This is a genomic window from Oricola indica (assembly GCF_965227485.1).
In the GTDB taxonomy this organism is placed as follows: domain Bacteria; phylum Pseudomonadota; class Alphaproteobacteria; order Rhizobiales; family Rhizobiaceae; genus Oricola; species Oricola indica.
Genome location: NZ_OZ245747.1, coordinates 3288228 through 3305569, shown reverse-complemented (window position 1 = coordinate 3305569; position 17342 = coordinate 3288228). Strand labels below are relative to the sequence as shown.

General features: G+C 62.3%; 23 protein-coding genes. 18 read left to right on the top strand and 5 right to left on the bottom strand.

Features of this window, described 5'->3' with window-relative positions; translation table 11 throughout:
• Positions 1–195 precede the first annotated feature (195 nt).
• Positions 196–963: an HAD family hydrolase gene (locus ACQK2M_RS16620; protein WP_425418703.1), complete on the bottom strand. Its 768-nt coding sequence runs from the start codon at positions 961–963 to the stop codon at positions 196–198.
• A 200-nt stretch (positions 964–1163) separates the two neighbouring features.
• On the bottom strand, positions 1164–2108 hold the full coding sequence (locus ACQK2M_RS16615; RefSeq protein ID WP_425418702.1) for an alpha/beta fold hydrolase: 945 nt from the start codon (positions 2106–2108) through the stop codon (positions 1164–1166).
• Positions 2109–2198: 90 nt separating this feature from the next.
• On the opposite strand from ACQK2M_RS16615, the gene ACQK2M_RS16610 reads away from it, so the two are divergent.
• The 3 genes from ACQK2M_RS16610 (at position 2199) to ACQK2M_RS16600 (ending at position 3825) form a co-directional block, all read left to right on the top strand.
• Positions 2199–2918 carry a helix-turn-helix transcriptional regulator gene (locus ACQK2M_RS16610; RefSeq protein ID WP_425418701.1) on the top strand — a complete coding sequence of 240 codons (720 nt, stop codon included), beginning with the start codon at positions 2199–2201 and terminating at the stop codon, positions 2916–2918.
• 272 nt (positions 2919–3190) lie between these two features.
• Positions 3191–3523, top strand: coding sequence for an ArsR/SmtB family transcription factor (locus ACQK2M_RS16605; protein ID WP_425418700.1), 333 nt, complete (start codon positions 3191–3193; stop codon positions 3521–3523).
• Complete coding sequence (locus tag ACQK2M_RS16600) at positions 3520–3825, top strand: SRPBCC family protein (protein ID WP_425418699.1); 306 nt, start codon at positions 3520–3522, stop codon at positions 3823–3825. The genes ACQK2M_RS16605 and ACQK2M_RS16600 overlap by 4 nt, the downstream gene beginning before the upstream one ends.
• Here the strand turns inward: ACQK2M_RS16600 and ACQK2M_RS16595 are convergent.
• On the bottom strand, positions 3817–4629 hold the full coding sequence (locus ACQK2M_RS16595) for an IS5 family transposase (protein ID WP_425416307.1): 813 nt from the start codon (positions 4627–4629) through the stop codon (positions 3817–3819). The two genes, ACQK2M_RS16600 and ACQK2M_RS16595, sit on opposite strands and share 9 nt — an antisense overlap.
• Here ACQK2M_RS16595 and ACQK2M_RS16590 point away from each other — a divergent pair.
• The gene (locus ACQK2M_RS16590) at positions 4628–4924 is read left to right on the top strand and encodes an SRPBCC family protein (protein WP_425418698.1); all 297 of its coding nucleotides are present in this window, start codon (positions 4628–4630) and stop codon (positions 4922–4924) included. The genes ACQK2M_RS16595 and ACQK2M_RS16590 overlap by 2 nt on opposite strands.
• Before the next feature lie 147 nt (positions 4925–5071).
• Here ACQK2M_RS16590 and ACQK2M_RS16585 read toward each other — a convergent pair whose 3' ends face one another.
• Positions 5072–5506: a PaaI family thioesterase gene (locus tag ACQK2M_RS16585; protein ID WP_425418697.1), complete on the bottom strand. Its 435-nt coding sequence runs from the start codon at positions 5504–5506 to the stop codon at positions 5072–5074.
• A 99-nt stretch (positions 5507–5605) separates the two neighbouring features.
• Between ACQK2M_RS16585 and ACQK2M_RS16580 the strand changes: the two genes are divergently transcribed.
• The 3 genes from ACQK2M_RS16580 to ACQK2M_RS16570 all read left to right on the top strand — a co-directional run bounded on the left by ACQK2M_RS16580 (position 5606) and on the right by ACQK2M_RS16570 (position 7514).
• Positions 5606–6418, top strand: a complete 813-nt coding sequence (locus ACQK2M_RS16580; protein WP_425418696.1) for an enoyl-CoA hydratase — start codon at positions 5606–5608, stop codon at positions 6416–6418.
• Positions 6419–6485: 67 nt separating this feature from the next.
• Complete coding sequence (locus ACQK2M_RS16575; RefSeq protein ID WP_425418695.1) at positions 6486–7034, top strand: amino acid synthesis family protein; 549 nt, start codon at positions 6486–6488, stop codon at positions 7032–7034.
• A 48-nt stretch (positions 7035–7082) separates the two neighbouring features.
• The gene (locus ACQK2M_RS16570; RefSeq protein WP_223476774.1) at positions 7083–7514 is read left to right on the top strand and encodes an ester cyclase; all 432 of its coding nucleotides are present in this window, start codon (positions 7083–7085) and stop codon (positions 7512–7514) included.
• Between the two features lie 28 nt (positions 7515–7542).
• Here ACQK2M_RS16570 and ACQK2M_RS16565 read toward each other — a convergent pair whose 3' ends face one another.
• Positions 7543–8544 carry a nucleoside recognition domain-containing protein gene (locus ACQK2M_RS16565; RefSeq protein ID WP_425418694.1) on the bottom strand — a complete coding sequence of 334 codons (1002 nt, stop codon included), beginning with the start codon at positions 8542–8544 and terminating at the stop codon, positions 7543–7545.
• 120 nt (positions 8545–8664) lie between these two features.
• Here ACQK2M_RS16565 and ACQK2M_RS16560 point away from each other — a divergent pair, with 120 nt between their 5' ends.
• The 11 genes from ACQK2M_RS16560 (at position 8665) to ACQK2M_RS16510 (ending at position 17165) form a co-directional block, all read left to right on the top strand.
• Positions 8665–9117, top strand: a complete 453-nt coding sequence (locus ACQK2M_RS16560; RefSeq protein ID WP_425420066.1) for an Lrp/AsnC family transcriptional regulator — start codon at positions 8665–8667, stop codon at positions 9115–9117.
• Positions 9118–9200: 83 nt separating this feature from the next.
• Entirely contained in the window at positions 9201–9629 is a 429-nt protein-coding gene (locus ACQK2M_RS16555) for a VOC family protein (protein ID WP_425418693.1), read from the top strand.
• A gap of 47 nt (positions 9630–9676) precedes the next feature.
• Positions 9677–10504 carry a hypothetical protein gene (locus ACQK2M_RS16550; protein ID WP_425418692.1) on the top strand — a complete coding sequence of 276 codons (828 nt, stop codon included), beginning with the start codon at positions 9677–9679 and terminating at the stop codon, positions 10502–10504.
• The gene (locus ACQK2M_RS16545; RefSeq protein ID WP_425418691.1) at positions 10501–11322 is read left to right on the top strand and encodes a hypothetical protein; all 822 of its coding nucleotides are present in this window, start codon (positions 10501–10503) and stop codon (positions 11320–11322) included. Before ACQK2M_RS16550 ends, ACQK2M_RS16545 begins: the two co-directional genes overlap by 4 nt.
• Positions 11323–11404: 82 nt before the next feature.
• On the top strand, positions 11405–11866 hold the full coding sequence (locus ACQK2M_RS16540; RefSeq protein WP_425418690.1) for an SRPBCC family protein: 462 nt from the start codon (positions 11405–11407) through the stop codon (positions 11864–11866).
• 28 nt (positions 11867–11894) lie between these two features.
• A complete protein-coding gene (locus ACQK2M_RS16535; protein ID WP_425420065.1) occupies positions 11895–12416 on the top strand; it encodes a CoA-binding protein in 522 nt (173 codons plus the stop codon).
• A 155-nt stretch (positions 12417–12571) separates the two neighbouring features.
• Entirely contained in the window at positions 12572–13858 is a 1287-nt protein-coding gene (locus ACQK2M_RS16530; protein WP_425418689.1) for an O-acetylhomoserine aminocarboxypropyltransferase, read from the top strand.
• A 71-nt stretch (positions 13859–13929) separates the two neighbouring features.
• Positions 13930–14229, top strand: coding sequence for a hypothetical protein (locus ACQK2M_RS16525; protein ID WP_425418688.1), 300 nt, complete (start codon positions 13930–13932; stop codon positions 14227–14229).
• Between the two features lie 31 nt (positions 14230–14260).
• Positions 14261–14593, top strand: a complete 333-nt coding sequence (locus ACQK2M_RS16520) for a cupin domain-containing protein (RefSeq protein ID WP_425420064.1) — start codon at positions 14261–14263, stop codon at positions 14591–14593.
• Positions 14594–14602: 9 nt separating this feature from the next.
• Positions 14603–15703 carry an NAD(P)/FAD-dependent oxidoreductase gene (locus tag ACQK2M_RS16515; protein WP_425418687.1) on the top strand — a complete coding sequence of 367 codons (1101 nt, stop codon included), beginning with the start codon at positions 14603–14605 and terminating at the stop codon, positions 15701–15703.
• Between the two features lie 310 nt (positions 15704–16013).
• Complete coding sequence (locus ACQK2M_RS16510) at positions 16014–17165, top strand: hypothetical protein (RefSeq protein WP_425418686.1); 1152 nt, start codon at positions 16014–16016, stop codon at positions 17163–17165.
• Positions 17166–17342: the final 177 nt, after the last annotated feature.

Here is a 17342-nt window from a genome sequence, read left to right as displayed (position 1 = left end):
CCTCTTGAATTTGTTTTCGGGAACCAGTCCTGAAAACGCCACCGGCTTAACCAGCGATTTGAGCGGTTGGCTCAATATCGACCATTCCCATGGCGGCGTTCGCGAGGGAATAATCGATTGCTGCGACACCAGCCGTTGGACAGTTTGGTGCATAACTGGAGAGCTTGGCAAGCTGTATAGGCAACCGCGTCGTGGTCAATGCCCTGTTTTGTCGTGGATTTCGCCATTCGGCACGCTTCGCGACCGGCCATTGTCGAACAGCAGATCCGGCAATTTGCCGACGTCGGACAACAGCACGTCAGCCAGAGTTTCCAGCGTGGCGGCGGTCCCGGTGCCCGACAGAACACCGATATTTCCTCCGCATCCCGCCGCCCGTCCCATTTCGAGGTCATGACGATTGTCACCCACGAGCAAGACTTGAGACGGAGTGCAGCCGGCATGGGCGCAGAATGCGCGGACCATGCCGGGTTCGGGCTTCACGCCGTGGCCGCTATCGTATCCCGCGACGAAATCCACAGTTCCGGCGATGCCCAGAGCCTCGAGCGTGATGCGGATCGAGGCCTCGTTGTCGCTCGACGCAATGCCGATAAGCAATCCGAGGCTTTTGATCTTCTCGAACACATCGGCCAGGTCCGTGATGGCCACGGCGTCGCTGCTGCCGCTGACGAACAGCTCATCCATCTGCCGGACCAAGTCGGGCACCGTGAGGGGGCTGCCGAGCTGGCGCATCCGTTCGGCGATTTCCAGGGTGTTGCCCGAAGCGAACAGGCTGTCCGGGGCAGTGGTCCCGGTGGCCGGATCGGTGCCGCAAGCCACAAGCAACTCACGCTCCAGCGTTACGTTGCCAGCCGATGCGATCCGTGCCGACCGTTTGATGATCCCGGTCCACGTGCGCGAGAAATCCACAAGGGTTCCGTCCTTGTCGAAGAGAACGCCTTTCAGGTCGGGCGGTTTGGTCCACATCGATTTCATCCGGCAAATGCGGGCAAGATTGTCAAGGTTCGCTTAGTGAGGAATGCGCGGACAGCCACTGTGTCGATGTGGGCGTTCCCGCTTTTTTCACGTCTTGAGCCCGACCTTCTTGCGGGGCGGCGGACAGGCCAGGTCGGCGACAATGGAGCGGGCAAAGCCGGCAGCCCGGTGAGGGCTGCCATCTCGACGGACTAGGATACCTCCTGCCGGGCGAGCCATTCCAGGATTGCCCGGGTTGTTTCGACCGGCATTTCCTCCTGAATCCAGTGACCGCAATCGAGAGCGATCACATCGGCATTGGGCACGAAATCGGTCAGTCGCTCGAATTTCGGAATAACGTCCCTGTCCCCATATATCATCAGGGCCGGGTGCTGGATGATCGGGTCGACATCCGCGAGCAGGTGCCAGTTTCGATCGAGATTCCGATACCAGTTGATGCCGGGCGTGAAACCCGATGTCTCGAAGGCCGAGACATAGACCGCCAGGTCGCCGGGGCTCATCACGGGGTCGCCGGGCGCGGTTTGCGCCTTGGCGAGATTGATCATCATCATGCCCGGCTCGGGCGGCGTGGGCGGCGGGTTCTTGCGATAGAGATTGGAAAGGAACCGGGACGTGTTCGCCTCGAGAACCGCGTCCGCCACACCCGGTTGGCGATTGAAGTGGACGAAGTAATAGTCGCTGCCAAGGAATTGCTCGAGAAGCTCGATCCACGGGACATCGCCGCGTTCCTGATAAGGCAGGCTCAGATTGATCAGCTTGTCGACGCGGTCCGGGTGCAACAGTGCCATCCCCCAGACGACCATCGCGCCCCAGTCATGGCCGACGAACACGGCGTTCTCATAGCCGTAGTGATCGAGAAGCGCGGCGAGATCGCCGGTCAGATGCGTGATGTCATAGGCGGCAACGTCCGCCGGACGCGACGAGTTGCCATAGCCTCGCTGGTTCGGGACGATGACGTGATAGCCCGCCTCTGCAAGGGCAGGCACCTGATGGCGCCAGGAAAAGGCATGCTCCGGCCAGCCGTGGCAGAGGACGATGGGTTTCCCTTTGTTTTCCCGGCCGGCCTCGAAGACTTCGAGTTCGATGCCGTTGACGGAGACAAGGGTGGGGTCGGGGAAGTCGATCATGTCGGGCATTGCACATTCTCCTTGCTGTGTGTTTCGGAGCCTGCTGCCTAGGATCTAATGGTGCCAAATTTTGTCACCTTTCAATGTCAAAGTTGCGATATGAACGCTCGCCTCCGACAAGACGCCATCGTGCGCAGCCTTCGCCGCAACGGCACTTCGACAGTCTCTGAACTTGCAGGGGAGGTCGGCGCGTCGCGGCGTACGGTGCTGCGTGACATCGGGGCACTGCGCGACGAGGGCTTCGTCATACATTCCGAACCCGGTCGCGGAGGCGGCCTGCAACTCGATCCGCAATCGGTTCAGGCCACGGCGCGGCTGTCGGTCGCCGAAGTCTTCGCGCTCCTGATCAGCGTTGCATCGATGCGGGCGGCCGGGAGCCTGCCTTTTTCGGGCCTCGCGGATGCCGGACTTGCCAAGATCGAGCGCGCTCTGCCGTCGGACAAGCTGCGTGATCTGCGCCGGTTCCTGGACTGCCTTTATGTCGGGGAGCTTGCGCCGCAGGTGGACATCTCGGACATGGGCGCGTTGGACCCGGCGCTGTTGCCCGCGTTCGAAACCGCGTTCCTGGATCGGCTGCACATACGCTTCGGGTACCGCGACGCGAAAGGCTCAACGTCCAGCCGGACTGTCGAGCCGCAAGCCATGCTGATCCTGCCACCGCTCTGGTATCTGGTGGCGTGGGATCCGCAGCGCGACGATTTCCGTCACTTCCGGATGGACCGGATCAGCAAGCCGGAAATCGTCGAGGGCACAAATTTCCGGCGCCGCCATGTGCCGTTCGAGGAGCATGTTCGCCCGGTTCGCGATCTGTCCCGCTGAAGGACGCGGTCTCGGCTCCCGTCAGGAACGTGGAGCGTTGTTTCGACTGTCGATCCGCTTAATCGCGCGGCGCAGGAAACCGGCCCTTTTGGGTGGTTGCCATGGCAGAATTGGAAGCAGGTCCGAATGTCAGATTTGCGGACAAACCTGCCCATCGCAGTTTTTCAGCAATGGCTGCTCGGTTGGTCAAAATCGGGAGTAACAACCCGCGGCTGAAGCAGGCATCGTATTATACCACTTGATTAATTAACAAGGTGGTATAATAAACGGATATGACCAAGTCCGAACAACTCGACGCCACATTCGCAGCATTGGCCAATCCAACCCGTAGGGCGCTTCTTGCGCATCTCGCCAAGGGGGAGGCCACTGTTAATGCGCTGGCCGAGCCGTTCGATATGACGCTCCCTGCCGTATCGAAACACATCCGCGTTTTGGAAAAAGCAGGTTTGGTCACGCGTGGGAAAGATGCACAATTCCGGCCCTGCAAACTGAATGCTGACCCTTTGCGCGTCGTCGCCGATTGGACCGATCAATATCGAGACATCTGGGAGGCCCGTTTTGATGCGATGGCCGGGGTCTTGCAATCAATGAAGGAAAAGCCATGAGTGATCAGCAAAGCTGGGTAAAGATTAAGCGCGAGTTTGACGCGCCAATCGAAGACGTTTGGGCCATGTGGACTGACCCAGAGCTGTTCAAGAAATGGTATGGGCCGATGGGGATGTCAGTTCCAACAGCAGAAATGGATGTTGTCGTCGGTGGGACTCGCAAGGTTTGCATGAAGATGACCTCGCCGGAACGCACGATGTCGATGTGGTTCACTGGAGTTTACAAGGAGGTCCGCAGACCATCGCGCCTTGTCTATACAGAAAGCATGTGCACTGAGAGTCCGACTCGAAACTCATGCTGACCGGGCCAGTCGTCGTGTGAGCAGCATGACGGATGCGGCGTAGAGGAAGACCTCGGCGGAGGCGATGGTGCCTTCGAAATCCTTGGCCAGCCGTCGGTTGCGACTGATCCAGGCGAATGTGCGTTCGACCACCCAGCGGCGCGGCAGGACGTGGAAGCCGATCTGGTTGGCGATCTTCTTGACCACCTCGATGGCGATGCATGTTGCATCCTTGACCCTCTGGGCGCCATAGGCGCTGTCGGCGAAGGTGATTTCGACGAAAGGGAAGGATCGTCGTGACGCCTTGAGCAGCGGGACGGCACCGTCACGATCCTGAATGTCGGCCGGATGCGCCTGGATGACCAAGGCCCGGCCATCGGTATCGACCATGGCGTGGCGCTTGCGCCCTTTGATCTTCTTGCCAGCGTCAAAGCCCCTGGGGCCGCCGGCCTCGACGGTCTTGACGCTTTGGCTGTCGATCACCGCCGCCGAGGGACTGGCCTCACGTCCGGTCCGTTCTCGATCGGTCATGACAAGGTGGTGATTGATTGTCTGGAACAGACCTTCGCGGCGGAAGCGCAGGAACCAGCCATAGACCGTCGTCATCGGCGGGAAGTCCTTGGGCAGAAGCCGCCAGGCGATGCCACCCCGCAGCACATAGAAGATGGCGTTCATGATCTCGCGCATCGGCCATTGACGCGGCCGGCCGGTCCTTGCCGGCGCCGGCATGAAAGGGGCGAGAATTTCCCATTCCGCATCACTCAGATCGCTTCCATAACGCAGATGATCGCGGCTATGCTGCCGCCGGGTGGCCGGTGTCCACATGAGGCTCTCCAAACTGGCTTTGACAACCGTTTGGAATCACATTCGGGACCGGCCATCCAGCCTCGCCCCGAGTTTCAGGACGGCCTCTGAGGACGGCACGATAATCTCGCCGCAAAGCATGGGAATGCCAGAAGGCACACCCGACATCACCGAGGTGATTATCGAGCTGAAGGAAGTCGATGGAAAGACCGTGATGACGATGGCCCATGTCGGTGTGCCCGAAGGGTCTGCGGGCGAAGGTGGTTGGAACCAAGCCTTCGACAAACTCGCAGATCGCCTGGCAACTCAGGATTAGGCTTGGTCATTCTTGAGAGCGGCTCTGGTCGGAGCTTCCTGTACCGCGCAGCGCACCAGAGCAGCTATTCATTATACGGCGGCATTTGGCAGGTTTTGGGCTCAAAGCCGCCGCCCGGCCCGGTCGTGCGGCCGGTCGGTTCCGTGTCTAGCGCGGCGGAATCGAGTAGGTGCAGGAGCCGTGGGCGATCAGCTCGTCTTTTTCGTCGGTGATCGATATCTCGACGACCACCAGACGTTTGCCGAGTTTCAGGAGCTTCGCGGCGCAATAGACCGGGCCCGGCTCGGCCTTGCGCATGAAGTCGATATGGAAGCTGGTGGTGACCGACAGCCCCTTCAGGCCGATATGGGCGAGGATGACGCAATACGCCGCATAATCGGCCAGCGTGAACAGGGACGGGCCGGAGACGGTGCCGCCGGGGCGCAGGTGGCGCTCGGTCGGGTCGAGCCGCATCGTCAGGACGCCGGGGCGCAGATCGGTGATCGAATAGATGCGCCCGTCCAGATAGACCTGCGAGAACTCGGTCTCCATGAAGTTTTCGAGATCTTCGACCGAGACGATCGGGGTGGGCGGATTGGACATGGCCGGGCCTGAACGAATTGCTGTGGACGATCTGTCTTGCCGCCGGGTTTGCCCGGCTGGTAGTTTACCGTCAAGTCCATGCCAGCCGAAGGAATACGCATGTCCGCCGCACCCGCACTCGTCGATACGCCGCCCGTCACGCAGGATCTGACCGGACCCGTCCTGCGGCTGACGCTCGCCAACCCGCCGGCCAATGCGCTGTCGATCGCCACGATGGAGGCATTGATGGCCGCGCTCGGCGCGGCGCGCGACAATGCCGATGTGCGTGTCATCGTGATCGCGGCGGCCGGCAAGGTGTTTTCCGCCGGGCACGACCTGAAGGAGATGACCCTGCACCGCGCCGACGAGGACCGGGGCAGGGCGTTCTTCGAAAAGACGATGCGCCTGTGCGCCGACCTGATGCAGACGATCGTCACGCTGCCCAAGCCGGTGATCGCAGAGGTGGACGGACTGGCGACGGCCGCCGGCTGCCAGCTGGTGGCGAGCTGCGATCTCGCCATCTGCACGGATACGTCCTCCTTCGCGACGCCGGGCGTCAATATCGGCCTGTTCTGCTCGACCCCGATGGTGGCGCTGACCCGCAACGTCCACCGCAAGCAGGCGATGGAGATGCTCTTGACCGGCGAGACCATCGACGCATCGAGCGCCAAGGAATACGGCCTGGTCAACCGGATCGTGCCGAAGGAATACTTGAATCAGGTTGTCAACAAATACGCCGAAGTCATTGCTTCCAAATCGCCTTTGACGCTGAAGACCGGCAAGGAGGCATTCTACCATCAGGCCGAGATGAGCCTGTCGGACGCTTATGACTATTGCGCCAATGTGATGGTGGAAAACATGCTGTTCCGCGACGCGGAAGAGGGCATCGGCGCCTTCCTGCAGAAGCGCAAGCCGGAGTGGAAGGGCGAGTAGGCGCTTGCCCCTCTATGGGGATGCGATTTGCATTGGTGGAGGCTTCGATGGCTGCTAACGTTGCGTCATGGTAGAGCCGCGCAAAACAGTCTTCACAAGAGAGCTGATCACTGCAGATTCCTTCGGCGAACCGTGCGAACCCGTTTCGCGTGTCGCGGTGTCCGCAGTATTCCGCAACCCGTTAGCTGGCCGTTTTGAGCCTGATCTGTCTGCTCTTTTCGAGATCGGAGCCTTATTGGGGCAGCAGCTTGCGCAACAGGCTGTCGCGATGCTCGATGGACCGGCCGTGTCCTATGGCAAGGCGGCAATTGTTGGCGCGGCGGGCGATATGGAGCATGGCGGAGCGGTCATTCACCCCAGATTGGGGGCGCCCATGCGGGCCGCCGCTCATGGTGGTCTGGCGGTGATTCCCTCCAATGTGAAACTCGGCGGCATCGGCGACTCGATCGATATGCCGCTTGGCCACAAGGACGATCCCTGGTCGTTCGACCATTTCGATACGATGACGCTATGCGTGCCGGACGCACCACGTGCTGACGAAATAGCCATGTTTATCGGGTATGCCACTCGCGGTCGTCCCATTCCCCGATGTGGCAGCGGACCGGCAAAACAGTAAGGCCCGGCCACGACCGGGATCCGTCGCAGCGAAGTGGAGAGGTTATAAATGCATCCCACCGAGAAAATCGTGCGCCAGTTTCATGAATCCTGGGATATGCGAGACCCCGATCGCGGCGCGGAAGTGATCGCCGAGGATTGCGATTTCGAAGACATCGCCCGTGGCGAGAAACTCCCGGGAAAGGCCGCCTACAAGGCCGACTACCATCGCTGGCGCGAGGCCTTCCCGGACGGGTTGTGCAAAGTCGAAAACGTCATCATCAGCCAATGCGGCGAATGGGCGATTGTCGAGTTTCGCAATAGCGGCACGCACACCGGGATATTGCGGTCTAGCCTCGGGGAGTTCGCGCCGACGGGAAAACGGGCGGAAGTCCGCTATTGCTCGGTGATGCGCGTCAAGGACGGAATGGTCGTCGAGGGACGTGACTATTATGACAGCGCCACTCTTGTGCGGCAGCTCGGGCTGGCCGATTCAAGCTGAAGGGCATGCCGCTACGCCCGTCCGCTCTCTAGGCATCGGCCGTATCCGTGAGGTTCCGGTCGGCACTGGCGGGAGCACCGGATCGGAATATCCATCTGTGAAAGGTTTCGTCCGGCAGGCCCCGCAGGAACGCGGCTATGGCCGCGACTGCAGCGAAGGCGAAGATCAGCCGCCCGACGAGGATGCCGGCGAAATCCGCGCCAAGCGCCATGACGATCAGCGTGTCCTCGATCACGCTGTGCGCGAAGCCCATGAAAACGCAGGACAGGAAGATCTGGCGCGGCGATATCGCGCCCGACCGCGCCTCGCGGATCAGCAGGCCGGCGCCGTAGGATATGCCCAGGAAAAGGCCGATGGCGGTCAGGTGTTCGGCCTCGCCCTTGATGCCGATGAGCCTCAAGAACGGTGACAGCGCCTTCATCATCAGGCCTAGAATTCCCGTTGCCTTCAGAAGCTGAAGCCCGAGGGAAAGGCCCAGCAGGATCACGAACATCCAGGCGAGGCTTTCGGCGAGACCGATCAGGAATTCGGGCCAGCCGGGTGTCGCACTCATCGGTATCCAGACCGGATCGAGCGGCGACGACAACCATCCCGTGGCGGCGAGCAGGCCGTGCAGCAGGAAGGCATAGAGCAGCCCGCCGGCGATGCGCAGCAGCGTGGTCACGGCCATGGCCGGGCCCGCTTGACGGATGATCTTCTGCTCGATGGGCAGACCATGGGCGAAAAGGACGAGCGCCGAGAAGACGGTGATGTCCGCCACGCTCATCGCGCCGGCAGGAACGAGCGTGAAGACCAACGGCACGGCGCCCCAGACGCCGACGAGCATGCCTGTCAGCCACGCCAGCCCCAGTTCCGCCGGCAGCCCAAGCGCATGCATGACGGGCGCAAAGGCCGGCGCGACCGCCTCGATTGCTCCGATGCGCGACAGCGCCTCCGCCAGGATCGTGATCGGAACCATGATGCGGACGAGGAGCCAGTAGACTTCGATCGTTTCGCGCGTTGTGCGCATGGCGGACAGCAGGAACGGCATTGGCGGGACTCCATCGAGATTGCTCCCATCAGCTACCGCGACACGAGTCGCATTTGTGGTCAAAGATTGCAGTTCTGTGCAACTTTATTGCATACGGATTTCGAGATGGAGACCGCGAACATGGACCGGATCGACCGAAAGCTCTTGAACCTGATGCAGCGCGATGCGTCGCGCACGAATGCCGATATGGCCGACGAGGTGGGCCTTTCGCCCTCCAGTTGCTTGCGGCGCATCCGAAAGCTTCGCGGTCAGGGGATCATCGACCGGGTCGTCGCCATCCTGAACCCGGCAAGATCCGGCCGGGTGATCAAGGCGCTGGTGACCGTGGAACTCAAGCTGCACGGGGAGCAGCACATGCGGAAATTCCTCGACCTGGCGGTTGAGGAGGAAGCGGTTTCGCAAGCCTATGCGGTGACGGGCGAGACCGATGTCGTGCTCGTCTTGCGCCTGCGCGACATGGAGGAATATGACGCGTTGTGCGACCGGCTTTTCCGCGATCAGACCAATATCGCGCGCTTCTTCACCATGATGGTCATCCGGACGGCGAAGGACGAAACGGCGATTGCCCTTTGAGGGCTTCTCGCGCTGCCTGAACGCTTGCCTTTGCCGATTCCGTCGCCTAGAGTGTTCCCGATTTGTTCATGTAAGGAAATTCCATGAGTTTCGATCCCCGCATTTCCATGATCACGCTCGGTGTCGCCGATCTGGTGGCCTCGACCGAATTTTACCAGAAGCTCGGTTTCGAGAAATCCTCGGTCTCGCAGGAGAGCGTGACCTTCTTCAGGATGAAGGGGACGGTGCTTGGACTGTTCGGCCGCGCCGCGCTGGCCGTCGATGCGGGTATCGAGGAAGCGGGATCTGGTTTTCGCGCGGTGACGCTGGGGCACAATCTCGGCAGCGAAGCCGAAGTGGACGAAGCCTTCGCGCATGCGCTTTCCTGCGGAGCGACCGAGGTGAAGAAGCCTGAGAAGGTCTTCTGGGGCGGCTATTCCGGCTATTTCGCCGATCCGGACGGCCATCTGTGGGAACTGGCCTACAACCCCTTCATGGCCAACAACGCCGATGGGTTCATGGATCTGCCGTAATCGCGTTTACACTCGCTTCCCGCCGGGGTTGAAAACAGGGGATGGCGATGGGTGTTTTTCGCGGGGTCGGCCATGCGTGCCGACAGGTGGCGGGGGCGTGGGTGGCGCTCACATGCGGACTGGGCGCGGTCGAGCCCGCATTGGCGGAGCCCGTGGACTACCCCGAAATCCTGATCGAATTGCCGCCGCCTCCGCCCGAAGATCTGCAGGCCTTCATCAAGAGCGCCATCAGCGCGACCTTTCTCGGCGAGAAGCTGGATATCAAGAAGGAGCGCAGGCTCGAGGAACATATGGCGGATGGTGTGCGGCTCTATGTCGGGGCTGTGGAACTGACCGCCGGCGACAATTTCGACCTTGTGGAGGAATATGCCGGCTGGCGTTTCATCGGCGAGTTCGGCGAATTTGCCGGCTACAACCGCCTCCCGCTGTCGCAGGAAAAGGCGCGCGGCGCGCGCGAATTGCGCGAATTGCTGGAAAACGGCTTCGTCGGGCCCAATCCGTGGATGAACGGCGCGATGTGCACATCGGCCTTCGGCAAGCTGGACGACGAGGAGATGCGTTCGCTGGTGGAGCGGACCGACACTTTCGAATCGGACTGGCGGATCGCGGCGTTCCCCTGGGAAGAGGCGGGCTTCATGGGCCGGACGGGACCGTTCGAATGGAAGCTCGGCCAGTTGCTCTATGTGGACAGCGACAAGGAGCGGCCTGAAAACTGCTGCTGGGACTACGTGCAGAAGCCGGATCGCACCGGCGGATATGTCAGCCGCTCGGTCTACGACCCGCTGCTGCGGCCCTACTTGAACAGCCATGTCTGTTTCGGCCGCGACGAGGAGGGCGCCTGGAAGATCGATGCGGTCGGATACCGCACGCCATGACGCGCCGCGCAGTCAGTATCGCGCTCGGCGCGGCCCTGATTGTCGCGACGACAGGCATCACCAACACGGCGGCCGGCGATCCGCGCGCGTCCTACGACCGTATCATCCTGGCCGATCACGGCCCTGTCGAACCGGACCTCCTGACCTTCATCGAGCGCGCCCGCGACGTGATGTGGCACGGCGGAGCGAATGTCGCGGCGGGAAACGCGACGCCGATGGGTTTCGGCGACGTGCTGGCAGACGAGGTGACCCTGTTCGTCGGCCCGCCCGACCTTGTCGAGGACGATCGTTTCGTGCCGGTGGCGCGATTGCCGCGCGCCGAAGCGATGAAGGCAATCGGCCGGGCCGTGTATGACGAACCGGCGACCGACCGCGGCGCGGAGATGCACGCGGGCCACGTGCTGAAGGCCTTGCTGGAGGACGGGCTGGTCGCCCCGAATTCGTCGCTCAGCGGCGAAGTCTGTACGGGGACGTTCGAAAAACTGGCCTATGCGGACATGACGGCACTTCTGGAGGACACCGGGACCGTGGCCTCCGATTGGGGCGTTGCGCGCCAGACACCCGCCGAGACCCGTTTCTTTCGTGGCGGCGCGCTTCGCGGCTGGGAGCTTGGGCAACTGCTCTATGTCGATGCGGACGCGCCGCAGATCCGCTCTTGCTGCTGGGGCTATCTCGTAACGCCGGAGGGCGTCGGCGACTTTGTCCAGATGGGGTTCGGCGGAGGGCCTCTGATCCCCTATCTGGCGAACCATGTCTGTTTCGCGAGGACCGATCAGGGCTGGCGTATCAGCGCGGTCGCGATCCGCAAGGAGCAATGACGGCCAAGGAACAATGACGGCAAAGTGATTGGCGGCGTTTCCGCGCGCGCTTATTCTGGTCTGCCATGAAGTCTGGTCCACTATGAATATCGTCCTCCAGCGTCACGTCGATGCGCCCGTCGATATGGTTTTCGACACGATCGCCCATATCGAGAATTTCAGGCAGGCGGTGCCGGACATCGTCTCGGTCGAGTATCTGGGCGAGACCCGGAGCGGCGTCGGCACGCGGTTCTGCGAGACGCGACGCATGGGCGGGCGGGACTATTCGACCGAGATCGAGGTGACGGAGTATGTGCCGAACGAGTGCGTGCGGCTCGTCCTGCAGGCCGGTGGGGCCGAATGGGATACGGTCTTCACGGTGCGGCCGGCGGAAGACGGATCCGTGATCGGCGCGGAGATGACCGCGACGCCGAAAAGCCTGCTGGCGCGTGTGCTGGTGCCGCTGATGAAGAAATCGGTTTCCGCCGCTATGGAAAACGACCTTCGCAGCGTCGCGCAATGGTGCGAGACAAAACGCGCCGGAGACAGCGCCGCTCCGGAATGATATGGGGCGGCAAATGACAGGGCGCGCCATGGACCACGATCACTACAGCGACGATTATATCCGTTCCATCCTGACCAGTGTGAAATCGGTCGCGATCGTTGGCGCGTCGGCCAAGGAGGTGCGGCCGAGCTTTTTCGTCATGAAATACATGATGGACAAGGGGTTCGCCGTCTTCCCGATCAATCCGGGACATGCGGGCAGGGAGATCCTCGGGCGCATGACCTACGCGTCGCTCGCCGAGCTTCCAGAGCCGGTCGACATGGTGGATGTGTTCCGCGCGTCCGCGGCGGTGCCGGGCATCACCGACGAGGTGCTCGCCATGGAGCCGCTGCCGAAAGTCGTCTGGATGCAATTGACCGTACGCGACGACGACAGCGCGGCGCGACTGGAGGCGGCCGGTATCGATGTCGTGATGAACCGCTGCCCGAAGATCGAATATGGCCGCCTGTCGGGGGAAATCGGCTGGAGCGGCGTAAACTCGAAGACGATTTCGGCGCGCCGGCCGGAAGTCCGCGCCGGCTTCCAGAGCTTCGGCATCCGGAACAAATAGGCAGTCCCGAAAACGGCCGGGATTCGTTTTCCCGGATGGAGCCGCTTGCGGGTATGGAAATCCCGCCAGGGGGCCGTTTGCTTTTGAAATCCGCTTTGACAGGCGTCCGCCACTCGGCCAAAAGATCAGGCACATTCGTTCAGGAGGAGGGGATCATGTCCCAGCGAGTACCCGGTTTCGACACTTTGGCCATTCACTCCGGCGCCCAGCCGGACCCGGCGACAGGGGCGCGGACCACGCCGATCTACCAGACCACCGCCTATGTCTTCAACGACACCGACCATGCGGCGTCGCTGTTCGGCCTGCAGGCCTTCGGCAATATCTACACCCGCATCATGAACCCGACCCAGGCGGTGCTCGAGGAGCGGCTGGCCGCGCTCGAGGGCGGCACGGCGGCGCTTGCGGTCGCATCGGGCCACGCGGCGCAGATGATCGTGTTCCACACGCTGATGACCGCGGGCGACAATTTCATCGCGGCGCGGCGTCTCTATGGCGGTTCGATCAACCAGTTCGGCCATTCCTTCAAGAATTTCGGCTGGGAAGTCCGCTGGGCCGATGTCGACGATCCCGAAACGATCGCCTCGCAGATCGACGAGCGCACCAAGGCGCTGTTCATCGAGAGCTTCGCCAACCCGGCCGGTTTCGTGACCGACATCGAGGCGATGGCCAAGATCGCCCATGATGCCGGCATTCCGCTCATCGTCGACAACACGATGGCCTCGCCCTATCTCGTGCGCCCGTTCGAACACGGCGCCGACATCGTCGTCCATTCGCTGACCAAGTTCCTCGGCGGACACGGCAACTCGATGGGCGGCGTGATCGTCGACGGCGGCACCTTCGACTGGTCGGCCTCCGACAAGTACCCGATGCTGTCGACGCCGCGTGACGAATATGGCGGCGTTGTCCTGCACGAGACCTTCGGCAACTTCTCCTTCGCCATCGCCTGCCGCGTGCTCGGCCTGCGCGACCTCGGCCCGGCGATCGCGCCGATGAACGCTTTCCTGATCCTGACCGGGATCGAGACGCTGGCGCTTCGCATGCAGCGCCATTGCGACAATGCGCTCGCCGTCGCCAAGCATCTCAAGGACCATCCGAAGGTCGACTGGGTCGAGTATTCCGGCCTCGAAGGGCACCACAACAACGCGCTGCAGAAGCGCTACAGCCCGAAAGGCGCGGGCTCGGTGTTCACCTTCGGCGTCAAGGGCGGCTACGAGGCGGGCGTCAAGTTCGTCGAGGGCGTGGAGATCATCTCGCATCTCGCCAATATCGGCGACACGCGCACTCTGGTGATCCACCCGGCATCGACCACGCACCGCCAGCTCACGGACGAGCAGCGGGAGAAGGCGGGTGCCGGCAACGATGTCGTCCGGCTGTCGATCGGCATCGAAGATGTCGCCGACATCATTGCCGATATCGACCAGGCGCTCGACAAGACCGCCTGATTGATCTTTCGCAATTGAATGCGGCGCGCCCTGGGCTAGGCTTCCACCGAACACAAACGGTGGAGGCCCTCATGCCACGTTCCAGACGGGCGGCGCGCGCCGTCTTCTTCCTCGCTATCCTGAGTGCGGGCGTATCGCCGGCGCTGGCGCAGTCGGCCGACCCGGCCTGGCTGGACCAGCTGGCGGCGCAGCTTGCCGTCGATGAAGGATGCGCGGTGGAATATTACCTCAACATCAAGGAAGACGAACTCGCCGGCCGCAAGACCTTCGAGGCGCGCGCTCAGTGCCGCGACGGCCGCCAGTTCGACGGCGCGCGGACGGAGCCGGCGACAGAGTTCACGATCACCGCATGCGGTGTGCAGGTATGCTGATGCGGGGGACAGGGCATTGAGCGGGCCGCACATGCTGCCGGTCGTTCCCGAAGGCGCGCAGCCCGAGACCGAAAGGCCGTCGCCGGAGAAGGTGATTTCCGGCGATCCCGTCTTCACGACATGGAATGTCGAGGAGCGCGACGGGCTCTATTGCGGCATCTGGCAGGCGACGCCCGGCAAATGGCGGATCGCCTATGACGAATGGGAATTCTGCCATATCCTCGAAGGCGTGTCGGTGATCCGCGGCGATGACGGCGAGGCGATGACCGTGAAGGCGGGCGACAGCTTCATCCTGCGTCCGGGATTTGCCGGGACGTGGGAAGTCGTCGAAACGACGCGCAAGGAATATGTGATCCGGTTGTAGGGCAGCAGCATGAAGATATCCGTTGTCGGTGCAGGCATTGCCGGTCTTTCGACGGCCTGGGCGCTCGCCAAGCAGGGCCACAGCGTCATCCTGTTCGAACAGGGCACCATCCCCAATCCGATGGGCGCGTCCGGCGACCATCATCGTATCATCCGGCGCGCCTATGGCGCGGGTTCCGGCTACGGCACGGCGATCACCGAAGCCTATGAGGCGTGGGACGAAGTCTGGGCCGATCTCGGCCAGTCCTGCCTCGATCCGCGCGGGTTCATGGCGGTCAGCCGGGAGCCGGGCGACGAGGCGGAGGATTACCTGAACGGCCTGCGCGAGGGCGGCTGGCCCTGCGACGTGCTGCAGCCCGGCGAGGCGGCGAAGCGGTTTCCCTTCCTCGATCCGGACACGATCCGCTATGCCTTCGTTTCGCCGGAGGGCGGCGCGCTGCATTGCCGGCGCATCGGGTTTGGGCTTGCGGCATGGCTGCAGGTCAATGGCGTGTCGCTGCGCCAGACGATGCGGGTGAGGGAAGTCGACCCGGCGCGCGCCGCCGTGACGACGGAGGACGGGCGGGTGATCGAGGCCGATATGGTGATCGTCACCGCCGGCGCCTGGGTGACCAAACTGTTCCCCGATCTCGTCTCCGACCTGGCGGCCTACCGGACCGCCGTGGTCTATCTCGATCCGCCGTCACACCTGGCCGAGGCCTGGGCGCATGCGCCGGTGGTACTCGATGTCGGCGGCGAGACGGACGGCTACATCCTGCCGCCCTCCGGTGGCGGCGGGCTGAAATTCGGCTCGGGCCTGCACAAGATGAAGAACGCGGACGCGGACGCCAACCGCGAGCCGGTGGCGGGCGAGGGCGAGACGGTCCGCAACCTGTTCGCGCCGCCGATGCGCGACATCGAGCAATACCGCGTGACGGACGTCGTGACCTGCGCCTACACCTTCACCGAGGACGAACGCTTCTTCGTGGACCGCCGGGACAACTGCCTTGTCGTCTCGGCCTGCTCCGGCCACGGCTACAAATTCGGCGCGGCGGTGGGGCGGCGCGTGGCGCAATATGTCGAGCACGGGGATTTCGGCGCGCTGAAGGCATGGATGCGCGCGGAGGGGTAGGGGGAATGCCTGCGCTGCCCTGGAATGAATAGGGGCGCTTTGGGGCCGGGAGTAGATTGTCGGCAGCCGGGCGGCGCTGACGAGACAGCGGACGTTCGTATTAAGCGGTAATCACTTTGCTCATAGTTTTGTTTGTCTAAGGACATCCAGCGAAGGACTTCTCGCAAGCCGCGGTGCGCTGAGTTAGGTTCGCTTTGCTGGCTCATTGTGGAACGGCCACGTTATCAGGGTCCAGGAGTACCGCGTGCGCACTGATAGGGGCAAAGAACTCGATAAACTGCCAATCCTCCGTGTGGATGGGCTTCCGATCATGTCACAGCAGGATTCCAACCTGTTTTTACGCGCCCTGTGGGCGAGCCTCCGGGCGCGGTTCGGCAAGCTCGGCTGGCAGTATTCACCCCACAAGGATGGACCCCGGCAGAGGATCGGGTTCGGCTGGATGACCTTGGGCTCGACTTCTCCCGACGGGGTAGGCGTAAGCATCCAGTACGCACGGGTCGGCGTAATTAAGGCGATCGAATTCGTGCCCCGTGGAACCATCTTGACAATCCACCCGTTGCTCGAGGGAATCCTGCGCGAATGTGTGGAGGAAGCAGTAGGTCGAATGCGCACGCCAATCCGTATTTCGTGTTCTACCCAAGTCGCCAGCTTCCCCAGAATTCCGGTGGGTTACTACAGGGGGGACGGTTGGTATTTCGGTCCGCTCGACAATGGAAATACTGAGATCGGAATCACTGTTCGGGCATTCGACAAGCCGGATGCCGACTACGATTTCGCCAGCCGCCTGCCGAGTCTGCTGGACGTCCTCGCCTGTATGACCAACTGCGCGTTCGAGAGAGTGAACGGGGCTGGCGGCCGCACCTCGGCGTCTGAGGAGGCGCTGAACTCGTACTTCGATAAGCCCGACTGGCTGGAAGATTTTCCCATCGATGACGGACACCTCAGGCTGACATTACCACAACTGAAGTTTTTAACCGGCCTGCTCGAAGGACCTGTCTCGGAGGATCGGGTTACGCGTGCGGCGCGGATGTTCCACAAGGCGCTCACGCTCTTTCGGCGTGTACCGAAGTGCCTCGACGTTTCCACCGCCCTCTTCGTGTCTGCACTTGAGGCGGTCGACCTGCCCTCGGCCTCACCGGCTGTTTGTCCGAAGTGCAGCCAGCCGGTGTACAAGATCTCCAGGCGGGTGGTCGACTTGGGGATCCGGCACCTGGGGCCGAACGTCGAGCGCATTTTCAAGGACCACTATCAACTTCGGTCGATGTACCTCCATAGGGGGGAGGTGCGGTCCTCCCGCCCCATCAGCCCTCACTTCATTCCGCTTCTGGACCCGGACGGGGTAGAGGGTTGCGCTATGCCAGCAGTCACGAACCAGCCGCTGAACCTGATGGAGTTCACCGGCTTCGTGATCCGCGCAGAATTGCTCCTAGGCAAACCGAATGATGCGGCTCCCCTTGGATAGACGCTAGCCAAAGCCTGAGTGATCCGCGGCGGCAAACCTCCGGTTACCGCATAGCTGAGAGCACAGTTTGGTGCACTCATGCGCGGCTCGGGCTGCGCCATCGACAATGTTGGCTTTTACTATGTGTACGCGATTGCCTTAACGGCCGGGATAAGGGCGCGAATCGGCCGCCGCGAG

Bases quoted from the DNA above. Each gene is read 5' to 3' on its own strand.
- ACQK2M_RS16570 (WP_223476774.1), top strand. From the start codon at position 7,083: ATGCATCCCACCGAGAAAATCGTGCGCCAGTTTCATGAATCCTGGGAT.
- ACQK2M_RS16605 (WP_425418700.1), top strand. From the start codon at position 3,191: ATGACCAAGTCCGAACAACTCGACGCCACATTCGCAGCATTGGCCAAT.
- ACQK2M_RS16565 (WP_425418694.1), bottom strand. From the start codon at position 8,544: ATGCCGTTCCTGCTGTCCGCCATGCGCACAACGCGCGAAACGATCGAA.
- ACQK2M_RS16520 (WP_425420064.1), top strand. From the start codon at position 14,261: ATGCTGCCGGTCGTTCCCGAAGGCGCGCAGCCCGAGACCGAAAGGCCG.
- ACQK2M_RS16580 (WP_425418696.1), top strand. From the start codon at position 5,606: ATGTCCGCCGCACCCGCACTCGTCGATACGCCGCCCGTCACGCAGGAT.
- ACQK2M_RS16600 (WP_425418699.1), top strand. From the start codon at position 3,520: ATGAGTGATCAGCAAAGCTGGGTAAAGATTAAGCGCGAGTTTGACGCG.
- ACQK2M_RS16610 (WP_425418701.1), top strand. From the start codon at position 2,199: ATGAACGCTCGCCTCCGACAAGACGCCATCGTGCGCAGCCTTCGCCGC.
- ACQK2M_RS16535 (WP_425420065.1), top strand. From the start codon at position 11,895: ATGGACCACGATCACTACAGCGACGATTATATCCGTTCCATCCTGACC.
- ACQK2M_RS16555 (WP_425418693.1), top strand. From the start codon at position 9,201: ATGAGTTTCGATCCCCGCATTTCCATGATCACGCTCGGTGTCGCCGAT.
- ACQK2M_RS16510 (WP_425418686.1), top strand. From the start codon at position 16,014: ATGTCACAGCAGGATTCCAACCTGTTTTTACGCGCCCTGTGGGCGAGC.
- ACQK2M_RS16575 (WP_425418695.1), top strand. From the start codon at position 6,486: ATGGTAGAGCCGCGCAAAACAGTCTTCACAAGAGAGCTGATCACTGCA.
- ACQK2M_RS16545 (WP_425418691.1), top strand. From the start codon at position 10,501: ATGACGCGCCGCGCAGTCAGTATCGCGCTCGGCGCGGCCCTGATTGTC.
- ACQK2M_RS16595 (WP_425416307.1), bottom strand. From the start codon at position 4,629: ATGTGGACACCGGCCACCCGGCGGCAGCATAGCCGCGATCATCTGCGT.
- ACQK2M_RS16530 (WP_425418689.1), top strand. From the start codon at position 12,572: ATGTCCCAGCGAGTACCCGGTTTCGACACTTTGGCCATTCACTCCGGC.
- ACQK2M_RS16585 (WP_425418697.1), bottom strand. From the start codon at position 5,506: ATGTCCAATCCGCCCACCCCGATCGTCTCGGTCGAAGATCTCGAAAAC.
- ACQK2M_RS16590 (WP_425418698.1), top strand. From the start codon at position 4,628: ATGAGGCTCTCCAAACTGGCTTTGACAACCGTTTGGAATCACATTCGG.
- ACQK2M_RS16615 (WP_425418702.1), bottom strand. From the start codon at position 2,108: ATGCCCGACATGATCGACTTCCCCGACCCCACCCTTGTCTCCGTCAAC.
- ACQK2M_RS16540 (WP_425418690.1), top strand. From the start codon at position 11,405: ATGAATATCGTCCTCCAGCGTCACGTCGATGCGCCCGTCGATATGGTT.
- ACQK2M_RS16515 (WP_425418687.1), top strand. From the start codon at position 14,603: ATGAAGATATCCGTTGTCGGTGCAGGCATTGCCGGTCTTTCGACGGCC.
- ACQK2M_RS16620 (WP_425418703.1), bottom strand. From the start codon at position 963: ATGTGGACCAAACCGCCCGACCTGAAAGGCGTTCTCTTCGACAAGGAC.
- ACQK2M_RS16560 (WP_425420066.1), top strand. From the start codon at position 8,665: ATGGACCGGATCGACCGAAAGCTCTTGAACCTGATGCAGCGCGATGCG.
- ACQK2M_RS16525 (WP_425418688.1), top strand. From the start codon at position 13,930: ATGCCACGTTCCAGACGGGCGGCGCGCGCCGTCTTCTTCCTCGCTATC.
- ACQK2M_RS16550 (WP_425418692.1), top strand. From the start codon at position 9,677: ATGGGTGTTTTTCGCGGGGTCGGCCATGCGTGCCGACAGGTGGCGGGG.